The organism is Proteus sp. GOKU (assembly GCF_015475555.1).
GTDB lineage: Bacteria > Pseudomonadota > Gammaproteobacteria > Enterobacterales > Enterobacteriaceae > Proteus > Proteus mirabilis_B.
In genome coordinates this window covers 3,443,886-3,462,383 of sequence record NZ_CP034105.1, presented here as the reverse complement: position 1 = coordinate 3,462,383, position 18,498 = coordinate 3,443,886, and the positions used below count along the sequence as shown (strand labels likewise).

The 18,498-nt window shown below is 39.2% G+C and carries 18 protein-coding genes; 5 read left to right on the top strand and 13 right to left on the bottom strand.

The genetic code is table 11. The features are described 5' to 3' along the window. Positions 1–12: 12 nt before the first annotated feature. Both EHE21_RS15860 and EHE21_RS15855 read left to right on the top strand, forming a co-directional pair. Positions 13–1,635, top strand: coding sequence for an ABC transporter substrate-binding protein (locus EHE21_RS15860; protein WP_194951204.1), 1,623 nt, complete (start codon positions 13–15; stop codon positions 1,633–1,635). A gap of 91 nt (positions 1,636–1,726) precedes the next feature. Further along, positions 1,727–2,494 carry a class I SAM-dependent methyltransferase gene (locus EHE21_RS15855; RefSeq protein WP_194951203.1) on the top strand — a complete coding sequence of 256 codons (768 nt, stop codon included), beginning with the start codon at positions 1,727–1,729 and terminating at the stop codon, positions 2,492–2,494. A 75-nt stretch (positions 2,495–2,569) separates the two neighbouring features. Here the strand turns inward: EHE21_RS15855 and tet(H) are convergent, their stop codons facing one another. Then, a complete protein-coding gene (gene tet(H), locus EHE21_RS15850; protein WP_194951202.1) occupies positions 2,570–3,772 on the bottom strand; it encodes a tetracycline efflux MFS transporter Tet(H) in 1,203 nt (400 codons plus the stop codon). 92 nt (positions 3,773–3,864) lie between these two features. Here tet(H) and tetR(H) point away from each other — a divergent pair, with 92 nt between their 5' ends. After that, positions 3,865–4,488: a tetracycline resistance transcriptional repressor TetR(H) gene (gene tetR(H), locus EHE21_RS15845; protein ID WP_194951201.1), complete on the top strand. Its 624-nt coding sequence runs from the start codon at positions 3,865–3,867 to the stop codon at positions 4,486–4,488. Positions 4,489–4,490: 2 nt separating this feature from the next. Here tetR(H) and EHE21_RS15840 read toward each other — a convergent pair whose 3' ends face one another. Together EHE21_RS15840 and EHE21_RS15835 are read right to left on the bottom strand one after the other, a co-directional pair. Next, positions 4,491–5,435 carry a sugar kinase gene (locus EHE21_RS15840; RefSeq protein ID WP_194951200.1) on the bottom strand — a complete coding sequence of 315 codons (945 nt, stop codon included), beginning with the start codon at positions 5,433–5,435 and terminating at the stop codon, positions 4,491–4,493. After that, on the bottom strand, positions 5,435–6,454 hold the full coding sequence (locus EHE21_RS15835; protein WP_194951199.1) for an SPFH domain-containing protein: 1,020 nt from the start codon (positions 6,452–6,454) through the stop codon (positions 5,435–5,437). The genes EHE21_RS15840 and EHE21_RS15835 overlap by 1 nt, the downstream gene beginning before the upstream one ends. Positions 6,455–6,607: 153 nt before the next feature. Between EHE21_RS15835 and EHE21_RS15830 the strand changes: the two genes are divergently transcribed. Then, complete coding sequence (locus EHE21_RS15830; protein WP_194951198.1) at positions 6,608–7,321, top strand: NUDIX hydrolase; 714 nt, start codon at positions 6,608–6,610, stop codon at positions 7,319–7,321. A 20-nt stretch (positions 7,322–7,341) separates the two neighbouring features. On the opposite strand, the gene aes is transcribed toward EHE21_RS15830, so the two are convergent. Beyond that, positions 7,342–8,319 (bottom strand): acetyl esterase, encoded by a 978-nt coding sequence (gene aes, locus EHE21_RS15825; RefSeq protein WP_194951197.1) that lies wholly within the window; start codon positions 8,317–8,319, stop codon positions 7,342–7,344. A gap of 257 nt (positions 8,320–8,576) precedes the next feature. Here aes and EHE21_RS15820 point away from each other — a divergent pair, with 257 nt between their 5' ends. After that, positions 8,577–8,993 carry a TonB family protein gene (locus tag EHE21_RS15820; protein ID WP_194951196.1) on the top strand — a complete coding sequence of 139 codons (417 nt, stop codon included), beginning with the start codon at positions 8,577–8,579 and terminating at the stop codon, positions 8,991–8,993. 75 nt (positions 8,994–9,068) lie between these two features. On the opposite strand, the gene EHE21_RS15815 is transcribed toward EHE21_RS15820, so the two are convergent. The 9 genes from EHE21_RS15815 to EHE21_RS15775 all read right to left on the bottom strand — a co-directional run bounded on the left by EHE21_RS15815 (position 9,069) and on the right by EHE21_RS15775 (position 18,497). After that, positions 9,069–10,568 (bottom strand): helix-hairpin-helix domain-containing protein, encoded by a 1,500-nt coding sequence (locus EHE21_RS15815; protein WP_098941929.1) that lies wholly within the window; start codon positions 10,566–10,568, stop codon positions 9,069–9,071. Between the two features lie 27 nt (positions 10,569–10,595). Continuing rightward, entirely contained in the window at positions 10,596–12,092 is a 1,497-nt protein-coding gene (locus EHE21_RS15810) for a PP2C family serine/threonine-protein phosphatase (RefSeq protein WP_228766702.1), read from the bottom strand. Beyond that, positions 12,092–13,132, bottom strand: a complete 1,041-nt coding sequence (locus EHE21_RS15805) for a TerY-C metal binding domain-containing protein (RefSeq protein ID WP_194951195.1) — start codon at positions 13,130–13,132, stop codon at positions 12,092–12,094. Before EHE21_RS15805 ends, EHE21_RS15810 begins: the two co-directional genes overlap by 1 nt. A gap of 105 nt (positions 13,133–13,237) precedes the next feature. Next, positions 13,238–13,876 (bottom strand): vWA domain-containing protein, encoded by a 639-nt coding sequence (locus tag EHE21_RS15800; protein ID WP_075672662.1) that lies wholly within the window; start codon positions 13,874–13,876, stop codon positions 13,238–13,240. Further along, positions 13,876–14,517 carry a TerD family protein gene (locus EHE21_RS15795; RefSeq protein WP_088494615.1) on the bottom strand — a complete coding sequence of 214 codons (642 nt, stop codon included), beginning with the start codon at positions 14,515–14,517 and terminating at the stop codon, positions 13,876–13,878. Before EHE21_RS15795 ends, EHE21_RS15800 begins: the two co-directional genes overlap by 1 nt. Positions 14,518–14,534: 17 nt before the next feature. Beyond that, positions 14,535–15,173, bottom strand: coding sequence for a vWA domain-containing protein (locus EHE21_RS15790; RefSeq protein ID WP_088494616.1), 639 nt, complete (start codon positions 15,171–15,173; stop codon positions 14,535–14,537). A gap of 527 nt (positions 15,174–15,700) precedes the next feature. Continuing rightward, on the bottom strand, positions 15,701–16,192 hold the full coding sequence (locus EHE21_RS15785; protein ID WP_023582799.1) for a hypothetical protein: 492 nt from the start codon (positions 16,190–16,192) through the stop codon (positions 15,701–15,703). 284 nt (positions 16,193–16,476) lie between these two features. Continuing rightward, the gene (locus EHE21_RS15780; RefSeq protein WP_109394135.1) at positions 16,477–17,421 is read right to left on the bottom strand and encodes an HpcH/HpaI aldolase/citrate lyase family protein; all 945 of its coding nucleotides are present in this window, start codon (positions 17,419–17,421) and stop codon (positions 16,477–16,479) included. After that, the gene (locus EHE21_RS15775) at positions 17,421–18,497 is read right to left on the bottom strand and encodes a cysteine protease StiP family protein (RefSeq protein WP_194951194.1); all 1,077 of its coding nucleotides are present in this window, start codon (positions 18,495–18,497) and stop codon (positions 17,421–17,423) included. The genes EHE21_RS15780 and EHE21_RS15775 overlap by 1 nt, the downstream gene beginning before the upstream one ends. Position 18,498: the final 1 nt, after the last annotated feature.

Sequence of the window (18,498 nt, the reverse complement as noted above, 5' to 3'; positions counted from 1 at the left end):
AAGAGAAAAAATATGTTTAAACAATTAATACACCGTACTTTATTAGTTGGCTTTCTTTCAATAACGGCATTAACAGGCTGTAATGATGAAAAACCAACAGAAAACACCACTCAAGTCGAACAAAAAAATGAAGTTGTCGTGGCTATTTATCGTGATGGTGCAATGAATATGCTTGATGCTGCCAGTTATAATGGCCCTCATTTTGTCTTTAAGATGATTTATGACGGTTTAACAGAAGATGGCGGCGAAGGTCAGATTATTCCAACATTAGCAACTAGTTGGGATATCTCAGAAGATGGTAAAACCTATACCTTTAAACTGCGCGAAAATGTGAAGTTTTCAGATGGCACTCCGTTTGATGCCGATGCGGTTATTTTTAACTTAAAACGTTGGGTGAATAATCCTCGTTATAGCCAAATTACCGCAACATTAGTAGATTCAATGGAAGCCATTGATAAATACACTGTGCGTATTACTTATAAAAATCCTTCTTATCCTATTTTAATGGAAATGACCTATCCTCGACCTGTGCGCTTTTTAAGCCCAGCGTCGTTAGGTGAAGACGGTAAAACCTTTACTAAGCCTGTCGGAACAGGCCCTTGGATGCTAGAAAGTTATGAAAAAGATAAAAGCTTTACGCTGGTGCCAAATCCTTACTATTGGGGTGAAAAACCAAAGTTAGATCGCATTATCTTTAAAGTTGTTCCTGATGGTCAGGCGCGTGTTTTTGCCTTACAAAGTGGTGAGGTAGATATTATTGGCGGTGATCTGATTGGTAAAATCCCGATGGGAAATATTCAGGAACTAGAACAAGATAAGAAATTTGAAACATTTACCGCTGATACATTAAGTTCCCACTTTATTGCATTTAACCAACGTACACCTGAATTACAAGACAAGCGTATTCGCCAAGCGATTAATTACGCCATTGATAAAAAAAGCATTGCGGAAGATCTCTTTAATCATATTGGTAAAGAAGCGACCGGAATGTATCAATCAGGCGTGCCTTATGCGAATGCAAAAAATAACACCACATTAGCGGGTGATAAAGATAAAGCGCAGGCATTATTAATTGAGGCTGGATATAGCAAAAATGTCCAAGGAATTTTTGAAAAAGAAGGTAAGCCTTTAGCTTTTTCTTTCTTGCTAACAACAGACGAATTTCCTGAATGGAAAACCCTTGCCGAATTTATTCAAGCAGAATTAGCGCAAACAGGTATTCAAGTTAATTTAAAAATACTCGATCGTAATGGTTATACCCAATCCACCTTAGAATCAAAAGATTTTGATATGGCTTTAATGCGCACGGCTTCAGATTCATGGATGCCTCATAGCTCTATGCTAGAGATCTACGATATTCAAGCTAATAATCAGCAAGCTAAAGCATGGTATGACGAAAATCTCTCGGCGATGATTTATAAAACGTTAGCGACATTAAACGAAGAAGATCGCCAAAAAGGTTATGACGGCATTATGACCTTTATTAGTGAAGAGGCGATCACCGCACCGGTTTATCATCCTGTGACAAACTTTGCCATTAATCCTAAGAAGGTGGCTAATTTTGAAGTGGGTGTAAATAACTACGCGCCTGTTGCATGGGAAAAACTCACTGTACCTCATACATCTGAAAAATAGTCTCTACGGCGCTCTTTGCTAGCTATATCAGATCTTAGTCGCGCCGTGATTTTGCTTATTTATTTTAGTTTACTTACTGGTAGGTTTTGTTATGCAGGACTCAAAAGATAAATTATTAAAAAATTGGACAGAGGGTGCTGAGAATTACAGTAATTTGATCCAATTAGAATTAAACTGTTTCCAACGAGAAGCGTGGCTAAATATTATTCATGAATATTGTGGTCAACACGGTAAATTAAAGGTGCTGGATGTGGGAACAGGCCCCGGTTTTTTCTCTATTATTATGGCGAAAGCAGGGCACAAAGTAACGGCAATAGATTGCACTGATGCGATGGTTGATGTCGCTAAGAAAAACTTTGAAACTTACCAAGTTGATGTCGATGTAATGCAAGGCGATAGCCACTCTTTACCTTTCCCTGATGATCATTTTGATTTGGTGATTAGCCGTAATGTGGCATGGACGTTATTAGATGCCAAACAAGGTTATAAAGAGTGGTTACGAGTCTTAAAACCGGGAGCAAGAACACTGATTTTTGATGCTAACTGGAATCGCTATTTATTTGATGACGGCTTAAATCAGAAAAATAGTGAAGATATTGAAGCCTATACTGCACTGTTTAATGAAAAGCCAGCAGGGTATAGCGATGCAATGCTCGATTACCGTAAAAGTATGCCGATGTGTCAAAAAATTAGACCACAATGGGATCTTGAGACGCTAGTTACCCTAGGTTATTCAGAACTAACCTGTTTAACTAATATTAATGAGCGAGTGTATGACGAAAAACGTAAAGTGCTTTATCGCTCAACACCAATGTTTATGATTGCAGCTAGTAAGCCTTGGGTAAAAGTGACTTATTAATTGCGATAAAAACAGAGTCCTATCTACGCGATTAAGAGTGGATAGGACTTTTATGATCTTTATAATTTTTTAATATTAAGATATCGAAATAGCAGTTTTAGGTGTTGCTTTTCTTTGGTGAAAATAAGCAGTAATAAGCAACATGGCATAAAATACGGCACCCATCATCCATAACAAACCATCCCAATAAGCGATGCTATAACTATAAATAAAGGCAAATAAGAGTGGCCCAATAATTCCGGTAATATTGGTTAGGCTCACCAGTGTGCCTTGTAATTTCCCTTGCGCATTATCATCGACAGATTTGGATAAATAGCCTTGTAATGCAGGTTGTCCCATTCCTCCGGCGGCTAAGCAAATTAATGCTGGCAAGATAACCCAAACTTGACCTATCCACGCTAATAATAAGCAACCCATCATATCAATAGACATGCTGATCATAATGGTGGTTTTTTCGCCCCACTTTTGTGCTAATTTCCCGGCAACAACGGCCTGAAAGAAAATATGTAATACACCCAGAACAGCCAAAGACATGCCGACAGAGGTTGTGTTCCAATCAAAACGGTATTGTGTAAACAACACCCAGATTGTGGCAGGAATTTGCCCGATAAGCTGGATAATAAAATAGGCTGCTAACCAAAAGTAGAGGCTTTTCTTAATAAAGCCAGTGACTGAATTTGATGCAGTTTGGTTTTGAGGCGTGCTATTGGCAACAATCGCTGCTCTTTTTTGCGTTTCACGGAAAAAGAGCAAAGAGAGGATTAATAATATCGAGTGTGAAATAGCGGCAAAGATAAACGGCGTATGAGCACTGATATCACCTAATATCCCCCCTAGCATTGGGCCAATAATAAGACCAACACCAAATGCGCCCCCTAAGAAACCAAAATAGCGAGTTCGATTTTTAGCAGGAGTCACATCGCTCATCGATGATGCACATACAGCACCTGTTGCACCCGTAATACCAGCAATGATGCGCCCAATATAGAGCATCCAAAGTGTGGTTGAGAATGCCATTAACAGGTAGTCGAGTGCGGCGCCTAAAAGGGAAAACAGCAAGATGGGCTTTCTGCCGTACTTATCAGACAGTCGTCCTAGAATAGGGGCAAAAATGACCTGCATGGTAGCATAGAGCGCTAATAGCACACCGTAATGGGTTGCCAGCGAATTTTCACTGACAAATTCATTTAATAGCGTAGGGAGTACTGGCATGATAAGCCCGATACCAATGGCATCTAATACGGTGATCAGCAGTATAATAATAATTGATTTATTCATTGAGATCCTAAAAAATCTATCAGTGATAGAGTGGGTGTAAAATATCTCTATCAGTGATAGATTGTCAAGGCTATTTTATTCTGAGGTAGGTAATGGCAAAGCTAGATAAAGAACAAGTTATTGATAATGCGTTGATTTTACTTAATGAAGTTGGTATTGAAGGATTAACAACGCGTAAGTTGGCGCAAAAAATAGGTGTTGAGCAACCGACGCTGTATTGGCATGTAAAAAATAAGCGCGCTTTGTTAGATGCATTAGCAGAAACTATTTTGCAAAAGCATCATCATCATGTTTTGCCATTGCCGAATGAAACATGGCAGGATTTTTTACGAAATAACGCGAAAAGCTTTCGCCAAGCCTTATTAATGTATCGTGATGGTGGCAAAATTCATGCAGGAACACGTCCATCTGAAAGCCAATTTGAGACATCAGAACAGCAACTACAATTTTTGTGTGATGCAGGGTTTAGTCTATCTCAAGCTGTGTATGCATTGAGCTCTATTGCGCATTTCACATTAGGCTCCGTACTGGAAACTCAAGAGCATCAAGAAAGCCAAAAAGAGCGTGAAAAAGCAGAGACGGATGCTGTTGCCTATCCGCCATTATTAACCCAAGCCGTTGCAATTATGGATAGTGATAATGGTGATGCTGCATTTTTGTTTGTCCTTGATGTGATGATCTCTGGACTTGAAACAGTATTAAAGAGCGCTCAATAAATTTAAATTCGCTGACGTCCTTTTTGGCTAATTAATTGCCCTTGTATGTCAGCGATACCAATGTGGGCAATGCAACCTGCGTTAAATTGTAAATAGTCATCTTCGATGCCATCAGAGAAAATCACACCATTCTCTGGCATCAAAGATCCTAATTGCAGTGGTGAATCAGGCTCAATAGTACCAAAAGTCAGTGCAACACCAGTTGTTCTACTTGGAAACGGCTCTCTTACACTAAATTGTAGCTTTCGTTCACTCCAGCTAAAACCTTGTGACAGAGGGTGTGAAGCTTCTCCTGTAATTGCCATTGCGCCAGCAAGAATAGATTGAAACCATCCTGTTGATCCCAGTCCTGTTGATACAATAATGCCTGATGAAGATTGCACTTCTTCAGCGCCATTCCATTGCAAAATATACCGTGCAGAAGTGTGGCTTTTAGGACCAATAAATAAGTCATTAACCGCTAATAAGGATTGACCATCATTGGTTGTCGCTTGTGCAAAAGTGACTGTTTTAAATGGCATTTTTTTATTAATGGTATTAATGACTGTCTCTTTTAATTGCCCTATTTCAAAGGGTAATAATTTACCATCCCATCTTGATGGATCAGGGTTTATCGCAATGATGGGCTGTCCATTAAGGTATTTCAGCGTATTAGCTACAAGCCCATCTTGACCAATTACCACCACAATATCGTGAGGTGAGAATTGATAGCTAGGCAATAGACCTCTTTCTAAAAGTTGAAATCGTCCTAATGATTTTAAAATCAGCTCAGCTTCTGTGAGTTGCTTTTGATATAAATTGTGTTCATTGAGGTAATCCTTTACCTCAACATTGTTGTGTTCTAAATAGAATTTGGCTTGTGACCAAGTATTAAAGCGCTCAATTAATTCCTGTAAGCGGCTTTTTCTCATCACCAGCACAAAGCGAAAATCTTCGTTACGTTGCATTATTTACTGCCTTTTTTCATAAATTGGCTAAATAAATCAGGTGTGATATTCAACTCGCCGATTTTTCCTGAATTCAGCGCTAAGGTTTCAAATGCCATTGCCATTAATTGTTGTGAGTCCATTTTTGCTAGTGCCATTGCTTTTAGATTCTCAACGGGCAATTCGCGATAAGCACGCATGGTAGCTTCAATAGCATAAGCATCTGCTTCTGATTGTGTTCGCTGATTTTCAGCACTTAACGCGACCAGTTCTTTGCGTTTTGCTTCAGCATTAACCTTGGCTTCAAGGCGCTCTTTTTCAATTTCAGCTTGTTCGCGTAATAATGTACGTTCGTTTTCTAAACGTGCTTCTTCAATCTCTTGGCGTTTACGTTGAACAGATAAATCGGTTTCTAATTCAGCCTCTTTAATGGTGCGCTCTTGTTCTACTGAGAATTTACGACGAGCATAAATGGCATCATCGGCTTCTTTCAGTAAGGATTCTCTCGCTTCGGCTTCGAGTGCTTTTAAGGTTTCTGGTGATGGTGTGATTGCCGCTATAGAGACATCTAAAATCGCAATACCTAACGCCTCTAATGAGGGATGTTCAATTAATTGTTCCATCACCAAAGTCACTAATGATTGGCTAAGTAATAACGCTTCTCTAAGTGGTGTGCTTTGGATCTTCGCTTGAATTAAGGTTTGTGCAATACGTACAACACGATCACTGAGTTTGAGTGGATCTTCAGAGGCATACGATTTGCCGTTTTTGCTCAAGTTAAAGTTGAGTACTTCTGCGGCTTTTTCAGGTGCTTTAACCTGAAATGAGATTTGCCCTTGAATGCGTAAACCCTGAAAGTCCGAGGTTTGGAAGTTAAAAATAAAAGGTGCTTCTTGCGCGTTTAAAGGTAATGCCGCAATAGAGGTTGTGGCGGAGTTATACCAAAAACTCAAGCCTTTACCTTGTTGGCGAACGCGACCATTGACGGATTTGATAATGAATGTTGATGAATCAGCTTTAAAGTAATTTAAGTTAAACATAGTGTCTCTCCAATTAGTGTCCTTATGACAATAACTGAATTGTGTCCTATCGACACTATGCTTGTCAACTGATTTAGTGTCTTTATGACAAAATTTGATTTTTTGCTGTTTAGGCTTAAAATAGTTTCATCGTTTTCTAATAAAGCTTACGCCATGAATGAACAAGATTTTTTAGCCAGTTATAACCGTCGTGATTTCCTATCTCCACTGATCACCGTTGATGCCGTACTGTTTACTTACCATGAAGAGCAGTTAAAAGTGTTGTTGGTGAAAAGAGGGGAGCATCCTGAAAAAGGAAAATGGGGTTTACCCGGTGGATTTGTCGATGAAGTGCAAGACAAATGCCTTGAAGATACGGTGCTAAGAAAATTAAAAGAGAAAACGGGCGTGGTCCCCCCTTATATTGAGCAGCTCTGTTCAGTGGGAAATAGCCAGCGTGATGTAAGAGGTTGGTCGGTGACGGTTTGTTATACCGCGTTGATTGCACATCAAGCCTGTGAAGCACATATCGATACCGTGGATTCGGTGATGTGGTGCCCTATGGATGAAATTGCACAACAAAGCTTAGCGTTTGATCACCATGAATTAATTGCCCAATCGAGAGAGCGATTAAAGCAAAAATCACTCTATTCGATTGTTCCCGGGTTTGCATTACCAGAAGTATTTACCCTGCCAGAATTGCAACATGTTCATGAAATTTTGATTGGTAAAGAGATCCAGAAAAAATCATTTAGACGACGCATCGAGCAAGCTGACTTATTGATTGATACTGGAGAAAAACGCGCAGAAAGAGGACGCCCTGCAAGTCTGTATCGACTTAAAGAGGCGTCTGCGGATTATCGCTTTATTCGAAATCTTGAATTTTAATGGGCTGACATTTTACAAAGCTAGTTGTTTGACAAAGTCAGTTGTTTGACAAAGTAGTGAGCGCCATCTCGAATGGCGTCATCAGCCACTTTCATCATACGTGAGTAGTGTAAAAAGGCATGTAATGTGCCTGGATACATTTTATATTCACAAGCTAATTGATGGGCTTCTAAGGTTTTAAATAGTGTCACGCTGTCATCAATAAGTGGGTCATATTGTGCGCTGGCGATAAAGCAAGGTGGAATATCTTGCGTTAAATCGTTATTGAATAAGCAATAATAAGGTGCATCACGACTGCCAAGTGCGGTTAAATATGCATTATCATATTCTTCTAGATCTTGCTGGCGCAATCCATCCCATTCTCCCCCATAAAGGCGACGGCTGGTGGAATCGCGTAGGCCATATAATCCATACCAAAGCAAAACAGCACTAATATTGCCACAGTGAATTTGTTTGTCGCGTAGCCACAATACAGTAGCAAGAGATAACATTGCACCCGCAGAATCACCTGCAAAACCAATATGTTGTGTATTAATATCATAGTGTTTTGCATTTTGATGATAATACTGACAAACCTGTGCCGATTCATCAATGGCTTGAGGATAGCGAGCTTCGGGAGACAATGAATAGTCAATACCAATAACGGCACAACCGGTATAGCAGGCAAGCAGTCGCATAATGCGATCGTGAGTATCTAAATTTCCTAAAATAAAACCGCCACCATGCAAATAATAGAGTGTTGCGGGTGTTTTCTCTTTGGGTTTATAAAGACGTGTTAATACATTTCCATAAGAAGTACTCACCGAAATATCTTGTATGCTAAACATCTCTGGTGCATCTGCATTCCAATAACGCCTATCTTGATTATAAGCAAGACGCATTGATGAATAACCATCATTTTCTGGCGCAGGTTGCGGATTATCTGCATAAAATTGCATAACTTGCTTCATCTCTGGCGAAATAAGTTCTAGCACATTGATTTTATTTTTAGTTTTCATTCATGCCTCCAATTATCACTGTGGGGTATTGTAAATAATGAGGCTTAATAAACTGGGATCTTGATATCCAATATTGAACGTTAGCGCGAAATGGAAAGGGTGAGAGGTAAATATGTGATCTGACTTGGATTTAAATAAAAGGGCTAAAATAGGATTAATTGCACAGTTTTTCTTAACTAAATAACTCTGTTGGGAATAAAAATAGCTATTAGAAATGTTAATATATATAAACAATTAACTTGATTTAAAAATAAATAATGAAAAGAACGTTAGCAGTTTTGGGATTAATATGTAGCATTTTGTTGTTTGTCAAATACACAGTCAAAGAAATCAAAGAAATCAAAGAAATTCAAGCGATTCAAATAGATCCTGTTGATATACAAAAAGAAGTTGATAAAACAAGTAGCGAAAAGCCCAAATTACTATCACATAAACTTCCTGATTATCCAACACGAGCTCTAGACGCTAAACTTGAAAGTGATGTAGAAGTTGTGTTCGATGTTGATGAGAATGGGATAGTACAAAATATCAGAGTTTTTGAACCTGTTCATGTGGGATTTCATCGTTCAATTCGGCGTGCAATGAGAGAATGGCGTTATGAAACAGGCAAACCCACTAAAGATTTAAAAATAATCATAGAGTTCAGATTAGAGAACGAAAAAAGTTCTTATTAAAAAATGAGTATAAAGACTGAATTGATAAAAAGAGAATAACCCGCGATAAATTAAACGGATTATTCTCTTACTTTATTAATTTGACACTAATTGCACCACAACAAGTCGTCCGCCTTCTTCTGTCGATAATACAAATTGCAATCCATCTGTTAGTGCAATTTTATCGCCAATTGCTATCTGCTTTTTCTCTGGCAATACCATCAATCCATCAATACGCTCATTAACAAGCCACCATGTTGAATTGTGATAAACAAAATAACCTACACGCTTTTTCTGTTCATCGGTGGTGCGTTCATTAGGCGCAATAAGGCGATTAACATGCCAAGGAAAGAGTGATTGATTACTCCAAACCATTAAGCGGTGATCGTCGGGTCTGAAGCTACCGGCTTTTCGTGAAGAATAAAGATTTAAAATCGGCAATTGCCCTTTATATGGCGTATGACAATAAGGACAAACGGGCTGTGTTTTTCCTGAAAAAACATACCATTGCTGTTCACAATCTTTATTCTGACAAGGCTGAACTAAATCTACCGTTTTGACTAAAGCAGTTTCCCACTCATCTGCGGTAGGGCGTTGTGAAGGATCGTGCAACCCTGTAATAAAGGCTCTTTCAAAAAGAGGCGTTAGGTACGGGCCCATAATCGTGTATGGGATTTTTTCAGGATCTGCCCAAGGGAGAGATGACGGTTTTACCTGATTCAATTTTACCGCATTACTACGATCGGTTGGATGCTCAATAAACAGCGCTTTTTCACCCATAGACAATGTTTCATCACGCATTTCATCGTCAAGATCGTGAATTTTACCGCCACGTAATGGATGACGATAAAACAGATACATATAGATTAATACTGCAAGGGCGTGCCTATCGGTCGTAATACTTGGCAAGATACGGTTAGGATCTTCTTTCGGTAAATGGCTAGTTTTTACCACTTCTGGCGCAATAAAATCAGGTGTTCCCACAACATCAGGTGGGTATTTGCCGGGAACGACTAAACCGTCAATATCAATGACACAAGCATGACCTTGTTCAGGATCGATAAGGACATTTTTATAGCTTAAATCACTATGGCATAAGCCTGCGGCATGCATTCGACGCACGGCACGAGAGAGCAATAAACAGACTTTCAGGTAATTTAACAGATTGCCTCTTTCGCGAGGATCGAGAAATTTATTTTGGTTGTTGGCACTTGCAAACCATTTACCTTCTTTTTCTCGACCTTTTATTGCCAGAAAGTCGTTGTTTTTAGAACCATATTTAAAGAAAAAGTGGGATTGATAAGTCGGAACAACAATCCCAATCTTGCCTTGATGTTCGACAACATCTGTTGGCCAGCAAAAGAGGTTTTTCCAATATTCTCCGCCACTTTGCTCAAAGATATTGTGTCGATAAGAGCCTGTTATCATATCGATTCTATCTTTGGCTTGTGCATTCTGTTTTGTTTTATAGAAGGCAACAACATAGGTTCGGTCAGGGGAAAAATAGACATCTTTCATTGAGCCAGAGCCAATAATTTCATTGACGTACTGAACTGTTTTTCCACTTTGTGTTGTACAGGTAATGATCTCTGCCATGAAACTCACCCATTCTCTCTTTTATGATTACCAAGCCACAACCAGAGTGCGGTCATCGTGATTGCCTGCTGAAAAGAAATTCAGCCATTCAGCCAATGCCTTATCTGCATTTTCAGGAGAAGCTAAACAAGGCGATATTTCATCAATGAGTGCAGCCCATTTATTGGGATCTTGTAAGCCATTATCTGTTTCAAATACCGGATCAGACACCCCGTCCGTCATTAAAATAAGATGTGAAATTTCTTTCCACTTACCAATAATAATGCGTCGATTAAACTCAGTATCGTTGAGCGCACTATCATCAAGAAAACGAGTTTGCCCTGCATATTCACCACTATCAGGAATACCTAAAACGCGCACTTTTCCTGCGGGACCATAAGCCGCAATCGCACCATCTCCCATCCAAAATGAGGCAGCAAATAACTCATCATTGATACGCAAAGAAACCGTGGCTAATAACGTAGTCGAAAAAGATTTTACAGGCTCATTAATATGAATGGCTTCGTTTTTCAGGTTATTAATCGCTAATTGCGCCGCATTACGAAAGAGTTGAGCAAAGAAGCTTCCCACTTGATTAATGGCGTTGTTGTCATTCCATTGATGGATGGCTGCAAGATGAGGTTTAAATGCTTCATTCCCCTCGCTTAACTGTGATTTTAAATAGTGGCTTACGGTATTGATAGCAATGCGTGAGCCTTCACGAGAATAACGCGCACTACCCGCACCGTCCGCGACAATTAAAATATTCCATTGGCTTTGGTCATCGTGGTGAATGTGAAAATCATCATCACGGAATGTGCCTGCATGTTCATGAGAGCGACCGCGACGGCTTGCGCCTGCAATACGAATGCCTTCTTCAAGAATAAGTTTGCTATCTATATGCGCTTTGGGATAAGGGCTATCAGCGGGAGGCTCGTTGATTTGCCATAAGCTACGAGGATCAGGATTGATGATTAATAAGACGTCATTGTGATAGCGAATAGCATTAACAGACCAATGGACAACCAATGTGAAATTGCCACTTTTTGTCGGCATACCCACTAAGCAACGACTTTCAGGATCGAAGCTTATTCCAAGTGCTTCAGGAAAATCAATTGCTTCAATTTCGGCAATTTCGAGGGTATCTAGCTCTATATTGAGCGTAGAGTTAAACGCGGTACCTACTTTGGCATTAGAAAGAGTAATTTTTGCCGTAGGGCGTTGAATAATCGGCTTTTCTGTTGGCATTGGCGATGAGTGTGTTGGAATTTGTCCCGGTTTTAATGGGCTCTCTTCTGGTAATGACGTTTCTTCAGAGGCTAAATCGCGGGCTGGTGGCAATAACAGAAGAATAGGCTGTGCTTTGTCTTGTGATGTTATTTTTTCTGCCGTTTTTGCATTGATTTTATCAATAATAAAATCAATGTGTTGAGCGATTTCTGCATCTTCATACAGCGCAATAACCAGCTCTTCATGTACCGGAATGCGCTGTTGTGTCAGCGTGTCATCAATAATCAGTTTTGTGAGTAGGGCTTTTTTATCCATTAGCCTTTACCTCGTGTGACATCAAAGTCAGATTGGTTGCTGTTATCACCAAAGGTGATGTTGTTATCACACCAAGGGCAAATAACGGTTTCAGGGCCATTTACACAGAGCAATTTGCCACATTGGCAAACGGCAAAAGCAGTGGCATTACCACAATAAGGGCAACCCGGTGTGCCATGAAGTTCACTGGTATTAACTTGATATGCTGTGGCGCTGAGATCACTCCATGCAAAGTAATCTTCATTTAAGGTGTAGCAACCCGTTAAGTTAAAGCCATTAAGGTTGAGATTAAAATCCAGCCCTGAAGCTTTCATGGGTGGGCGTTCGTATTTCATTAAATAAGGTGAGCGTGTATGGCTACAACGACCAACAAAAGTGACACAAGATTCATCATAAGCACGCGCGACATCATCTTTCGCAAGACGAACAATATGCTCTGTTTGACTTAAAAGTGGTGGCGGCTCTTCGCCAACACTTCGGCTATGAGAAACCACCGACATCGTTATCCATTTAATAAAACGAGTAAAATCGCCTTCTTGGGCTTCGGTAAATAACAGTACATTTTCAGTTAATTGCGACAGTACATGTAAGTCTGCACTTAAACCTAATCCAATCGCAATTAAGTTAACTTTGTTGGCGTAGTGCGCTTTCCAGCGCTTGATCTCTTGCGCGTAATCATCGGTAGGTCTGCCGTCTGTTAAAAGATAAACGACAGGTTTCCAATCACCTTTTTGCTCAAGCGTGGTTTTTCTCACTTGAGTGTCGATTTGGTGAGAAAGCTCTCGTAATGCACTACCTAATGAAGTGCCTCCTCCTAATGGCAGTTGAGGAGGATAAAAAGAGACGACTTCAGTGAGTGGAACAATTGTTTTTGCAACACCCGCAAAGGCGATAATAGAAACATAAGCCGTTTCAAGGGCGTGTGGATCACGCCTAAGATCGCTAATAATAGTTGTTAGACCGTCATTCATCTTTTTTAGGTTTTCACCGATCATCGACTCTGAACAATCTAAAACAAAGAAAATGGGTAGCCTTCTCATTGTTGTACCTTATCACTTTATTGTGGCTGTTATGTATTGTGATGGATAAACCAAAGCCTGAATAAAATAAAAGCAAAGCCTTTTGGAGCGCTTTGCTTTTGCGGATCACAGTACCAGTTGGATTTCAGGAGGTGGTGGCGGTAGGGTATCTTTATCCGTATTCACGCCTGCACTTGAACTGCCGGATGCAACACTGGCAGAAACCCATTTAAAAAAGCCAGAGAAGGCATTGGAGTCTAGCGTTTCTAAAGCCACTACTTGAGATGTGAGCTCTTTAAGATGATCGTGTTTGGCTTTCGGACCCACAGCACAAGCGATGATCGAACCAAATGAACGTTTTTTCACTTCTTTAATCGCTTCACCATAGGCGTAAGCATCAGAAGGTGTGCCATCGGTCATTAAGAAGACGAGAGGACGCCAGTCACCTTTTTGGTCACCATCAGAGCGTTTAATATCACGATCGACACACTTGATTAAACATTCCAGTGCTGCCCCCGTAAAAGTACCGCCAGAACTAGGTACGGTGATATCAGAGAATTGGAAATCCTCTAATGCGGTTAATGGGATAAACTCACGTGCTTCATTATCATAGGTAATGATAGAGATATGCACGCTTTCTAATGCGTAAGGATCTTGTCTCAATGCATTAAGCATTGTTTGTATCCCTACGTTAACCGCATGAATAGATTCACCTCTCATTGATCCAGAAGTATCAATTAATAGGTAAACGGGAAGTCTTCTCATTAGGTGAAATCCTTTAAGTAAGAAATAAAGCTATCTGAACTTGAAGGCTCACCAATGGCGTTAAGTTTCCAGCCATTCTCTTCTCTGACTAATTCAGCAAACAGCATTGAACGTTGGTTGTTAAAGGCTTCGCCTCCAGATAAATCAAAACGAGCCATTTCTATATTTTTGGCATCAACAGCACGGATAAAGGCGTTTTGTACTTTACCGAAGTGTTGTTGTAGCTCTCGACCATTGTAAATCTGAACAATAAAGACAATTTTGGTAAATTTAGGATCAAGTGTGTTTAATTTCACGATGATCTGCTCATCGTCTCCATCGCCTGCACCTGTTCTGTTATCACCAGTTAACCAAATCTGTCCTGATTTATGTTGTAGGCTATTAAAGAAAATAATATCGCCATTGACGAGGGATGGTTGCCCACCTTCAATTTTGCCTAAATCGTTTACTTTACCGTTTTCGCCACATAAGAAGGCGATAACATCTAAATCGTATTCTTCGCTTTTTTTACCAAAAAGCCCACCAAGGAATCCGCGTTTTTCTTCGTTGATATCCCAGCCTAAACCGATAGTGACAGAGGAAAGGTCATATTCATTTTTCTTTAAACTAACACCTTGTCCTTTTTTTAAACTAACCGACATATTCATTCCTTTTTTATTTAAAGTACAACGTTAACCTCAGGAGGTGGCGGTGGTAAGTCATCAAGATCACTAATATCTTTCTTAGTTAAATCGACCTTTTGACTACCGACAGAAATACTGGCTGAAACCCACTTAAAGAATGACTTAATCGTATTGGAGTCCGCAGTATCTAGCTGTAATACAATTTCAGTGATATTTTTGAGCACATCAGTTTGTGCTGCTCGTCCTGCCGCACACGCAATAACAACACCCGTGCGTGCCGCTTTAAATTTCTCAACGCCTTTTTTCCAATCGTCTGTTGGGGCACCATCTGTCATCACAAAAACCAATGGGCGCCAATCGCCTTTTGTTTCCGCCGTGGTTTTTTGTACTTCTTTTTCAATACGACTAGAAACTAAAGTAAGTGCTGAACCTAATGCAGTTGTTCCACTTGCGACTAAATCAGGTACTTTAAAATTGATTAAATCAGTGAGTGGCACAATCTGTTGTGCGGTTGAATCAAAGGTGATGATAGAAATGTAAGCGGTTTCTAATGCGTAAGGATCTTGGCGTAGTGTTGATAAGAGCATTTCAACGCCATTTTTTACTGCTGCAATAGGTTCTCCATGCATAGAACCCGATGTATCAAGTAAAAGGTAAACTGGCAATCTTCTCATGCATTTATCCTGTGAGTGAGGTAGAAGTAAGCGATTAATATACTAACCGACTCATGAAGGTGTTCAATTGAGATAATGCTTAGTTTAATTAAATTAGAAAAAAAACGCAGTGATGATTGTCCAATATTATTAATCTGAATAAAGATCGCATGAAAAGTAAAATAAAAGAGGAATTGAGCTGCATTTCACTCCAAAATTGAGTGGCGAAGTGATTTAATTTTATTAAAGGAAGTATTTTTTATTTTGCTATCACAATAAGAGTGATGCTAAATGATTGGCTGATAATGATTAGGTATAAATACCTTTCTTCAGTTTAAAACAATAAAAACTATAAAAATCAATCAATTCAAAGTGTTAATGTGTTTTTTGTTTTTTTATTTTTAAAGTAATTTAAAATAGAGTAAGAGTATGAATTAATATATAAGTTAACTTTATTAAATAAGTATTTTTATATATTTTTCATTTTTGTTGTTTTATAAAAAGTAACTTGATATCGAAGCATCAAGTTACTTTTCTATTATTCACTTTTAATTCTTTTTTTCTTTTTCTTTCTCGGCTATTTCAGCGAGTGTTGATTGAATTAAATTTTCAATATAGTGATCAACTAATAATTCAACAGCTTCACTACGTGTAGAATTATTTAAATAAGATAATCTATCAATCTTACGTAATGCTGACATTTTTAATGAAAGTGAAACAGATTTTTTCTTATCTTTATCAAGATAAACTCGGCTTGTCATTCCATTATGACGAAGATCTTCACTGGCAGATAATGCCTCACGCATACGGCGTAATGCTTTACTATCGAGTTGACCTCGTTCAGTCATTTGATATGCGCGAGAGGCTTTGCTGTATTTTATTTCAGCGCCATAAGAATCTCTTATCTCTTTTAAAACGCGAGTTAACGTAGGCTCTGAGCATTCAAGAGCAGAAATAATCTTAATGGTTGGAACCTTTTTTCCAGAGCTTAAAAGGGTTGCCAGTGTAAAGACTCTGACCTGACGAGTGCTTAATTGCATGCTTAGTTACCACTTATTCTGTCATTTGTGTGTCAAAATATTCAGCAATAATTTCTATTATTCTTGTTCTGTATTGACAAGGATAAATAAAATAAGCTTCCTATTAAATGTAGTATAAATTAATAATTGAAATAAAAAAAATACACTTTTTTAAATAAAAAAAATCGCGTTATTCTTATAAGTTCTAGTTAAAGATAACATGCTTTAACTAGAAACTTATAAATCGAAATCAATATAAGATAATTATTTTATCTCATAGAGATTACCGCCCGTTACAGAGTATTTTATGTTGCGTTAAAACGTTGAGCATTATTTTGTTGGTTAGGAATAATGCCATAAATTTTAGCTCTGGTTAAAATACTCAATGCCCAGCGACGATGTGTTGCTGGTTCACACATTGCACCTTGTGATTTAAAGACAGCTTGTGTTGAATTTAAAATACGCAACGCATCTGAATGATCGGATTGAGATACCATGAGCGCTTGTTCAATTTTATGAATTTGCTTTGGATGGATTGCCGTTTTACCGACAAGACCATTGGCAATATCAAGTGCCAGCTCTTTATCCATAATATGATGATCATCAATATGCTCACAAACAGGCGCAGTAAGGGCAAATTGGCGAGCACCAAAGACAGCAACCAACATTTTTATCACGTAACCCATTGGACCATCATAAAGTGTTAATTGGCGATTACGTCTAAGAGAAATGACATTCATTAAGTCATTACCACCAATACGTAGTGCAATAATTCTGTTATGGCAAGGGTGAGTTAACAGGTGGTTTGCAAGCTCTGTCATTTGAATAACATCAAACACTTCTTCTGTTTCAAGTGTTGGCATCATACATAAATGCGTGTTTTCAATAATATTCCACCAAACTGGCAGAGAAGCTTGCGTGAACTTAGGCAAAACAAGACCATCGATGGCACTGACATCAAGGTTTTCAGTGATCCATTGACCCATTTCAGTGTGGCGAGGGCGAATAAACAGCAGTGGCCAATGGCTACAATCACTGTTTTTTTTATGCTCTGCCAAAGTATTTAATAACGCGGCCAAATTTTCTAATGCAACAGGAATATCGGCATCACTCACGGCATCTTCTAAACAGATAATTAAAGAGCGTAACCCTTCAATTTTCTGGTTGATGATCGTTGTTGCGATATCTGTTCGCGTTGCAGGCATATAAAGCGTTGCCCCTAAATTCCACGGGGATAATCGTTCAATCATTATTTCACCTTTTTAATGATAGTCACTGCACGATATTGACCAAGCGCTTGCCCTGCTTCAATAACAGCAATATTTTTTTCCTGCGCAAGATAAACCAATAATGCAACATCAGGATCGGCTATTTCTCTTACAAGAACATGGTCAGGTACACGACGTAAAACAGCGCGTGTGGCTTCAGCAATACCGGGTTTTATACGATTGATATTTGAAATATCATATTTGTTTGCAAGTGAACTAACGACGTTTTCGCTCAGCTTTTTTAAGTCTGATTGTTGTTCTTTAAATGTGGCGAGTGGAATATCGTTATCAATTAATGTATCAACGACTTTTCCAACAGTATCAACAAGGTAACGACTGCATTCATACTGTTTTAAATGTTGGCAATCCACAAAACCGTGAAAGCCTTTTTCAGTCCAAATTGAACGCGAAATTAATCCTGAAACAGGAGCTCCCATGATCCCAAAGGGGATAAGCCAATCTTCATCGCTGGCACTTAACCATGCACAGCCACAAGGATCAGCAAGGACGACAAGACGAGGTTGAGCTGGATAGCCTTTTCGCCCTGATAACGAACGAATAAGCTCACCTGTAATAGCGCCTTTTCCTGTCCACCCATCAACAAAAACAATACCCTCTGTACCGTGGCGTTGTTCTATCCATGAAAGTGCTTCGCTATCAATGCCCCTATCTCGAATAATACTAATACCGTAGTGATAAGAGGTTTTTCCCATTTTACGCAATGTTTGTTGCAACATGACGCCTAAAGGAACACCTGCACGAACAAGGCTTGTTAGGATTATTGGGGTATCACCAAAGCGTTCAATTAGTGATTTAGCCAACATTATGACTTCAGTTGCTAAGCGTGTAGCGCCTGTTTCTAGTGCTTTTTCAAAGAGATCTAAATGCCATGTTGTTGGCTCTGGCTCTTGACTTAGCATGTCAGAATAGTGGCGTTTACCCGACTGTATCAGCTCTTCTTTTAATTCAACGGGCGTCATTTCGATATTCACCGGTTGAAGTAGGAAATCGACATCTCCTGATACATAAGAGCCAGAAAACGGCTTATGATCCATCATG

Bases quoted from the DNA above. Each gene is read 5' to 3' on its own strand.
- EHE21_RS15815 (WP_098941929.1), bottom strand. From the start codon at position 10,568: ATGGCAGAGATCATTACCTGTACAACACAAAGTGGAAAAACAGTTCAG.
- EHE21_RS15780 (WP_109394135.1), bottom strand. From the start codon at position 17,421: ATGATTGAACGATTATCCCCGTGGAATTTAGGGGCAACGCTTTATATG.
- EHE21_RS15830 (WP_194951198.1), top strand. From the start codon at position 6,608: ATGAATGAACAAGATTTTTTAGCCAGTTATAACCGTCGTGATTTCCTA.
- EHE21_RS15805 (WP_194951195.1), bottom strand. From the start codon at position 13,132: ATGAGAAGGCTACCCATTTTCTTTGTTTTAGATTGTTCAGAGTCGATG.
- EHE21_RS15835 (WP_194951199.1), bottom strand. From the start codon at position 6,454: ATGTTTAACTTAAATTACTTTAAAGCTGATTCATCAACATTCATTATC.
- EHE21_RS15840 (WP_194951200.1), bottom strand. From the start codon at position 5,435: ATGCAACGTAACGAAGATTTTCGCTTTGTGCTGGTGATGAGAAAAAGC.
- EHE21_RS15860 (WP_194951204.1), top strand. From the start codon at position 13: ATGTTTAAACAATTAATACACCGTACTTTATTAGTTGGCTTTCTTTCA.
- aes (WP_194951197.1), bottom strand. From the start codon at position 8,319: ATGAAAACTAAAAATAAAATCAATGTGCTAGAACTTATTTCGCCAGAG.
- EHE21_RS15785 (WP_023582799.1), bottom strand. From the start codon at position 16,192: ATGCAATTAAGCACTCGTCAGGTCAGAGTCTTTACACTGGCAACCCTT.
- EHE21_RS15775 (WP_194951194.1), bottom strand. From the start codon at position 18,497: ATGATGGATCATAAGCCGTTTTCTGGCTCTTATGTATCAGGAGATGTC.
- EHE21_RS15790 (WP_088494616.1), bottom strand. From the start codon at position 15,173: ATGAGAAGATTGCCAGTTTACCTTTTACTTGATACATCGGGTTCTATG.
- EHE21_RS15810 (WP_228766702.1), bottom strand. From the start codon at position 12,092: ATGGATAAAAAAGCCCTACTCACAAAACTGATTATTGATGACACGCTG.
- EHE21_RS15800 (WP_075672662.1), bottom strand. From the start codon at position 13,876: ATGAGAAGACTTCCCGTTTACCTATTAATTGATACTTCTGGATCAATG.
- EHE21_RS15795 (WP_088494615.1), bottom strand. From the start codon at position 14,517: ATGTCGGTTAGTTTAAAAAAAGGACAAGGTGTTAGTTTAAAGAAAAAT.
- EHE21_RS15820 (WP_194951196.1), top strand. From the start codon at position 8,577: ATGAAAAGAACGTTAGCAGTTTTGGGATTAATATGTAGCATTTTGTTG.
- EHE21_RS15855 (WP_194951203.1), top strand. From the start codon at position 1,727: ATGCAGGACTCAAAAGATAAATTATTAAAAAATTGGACAGAGGGTGCT.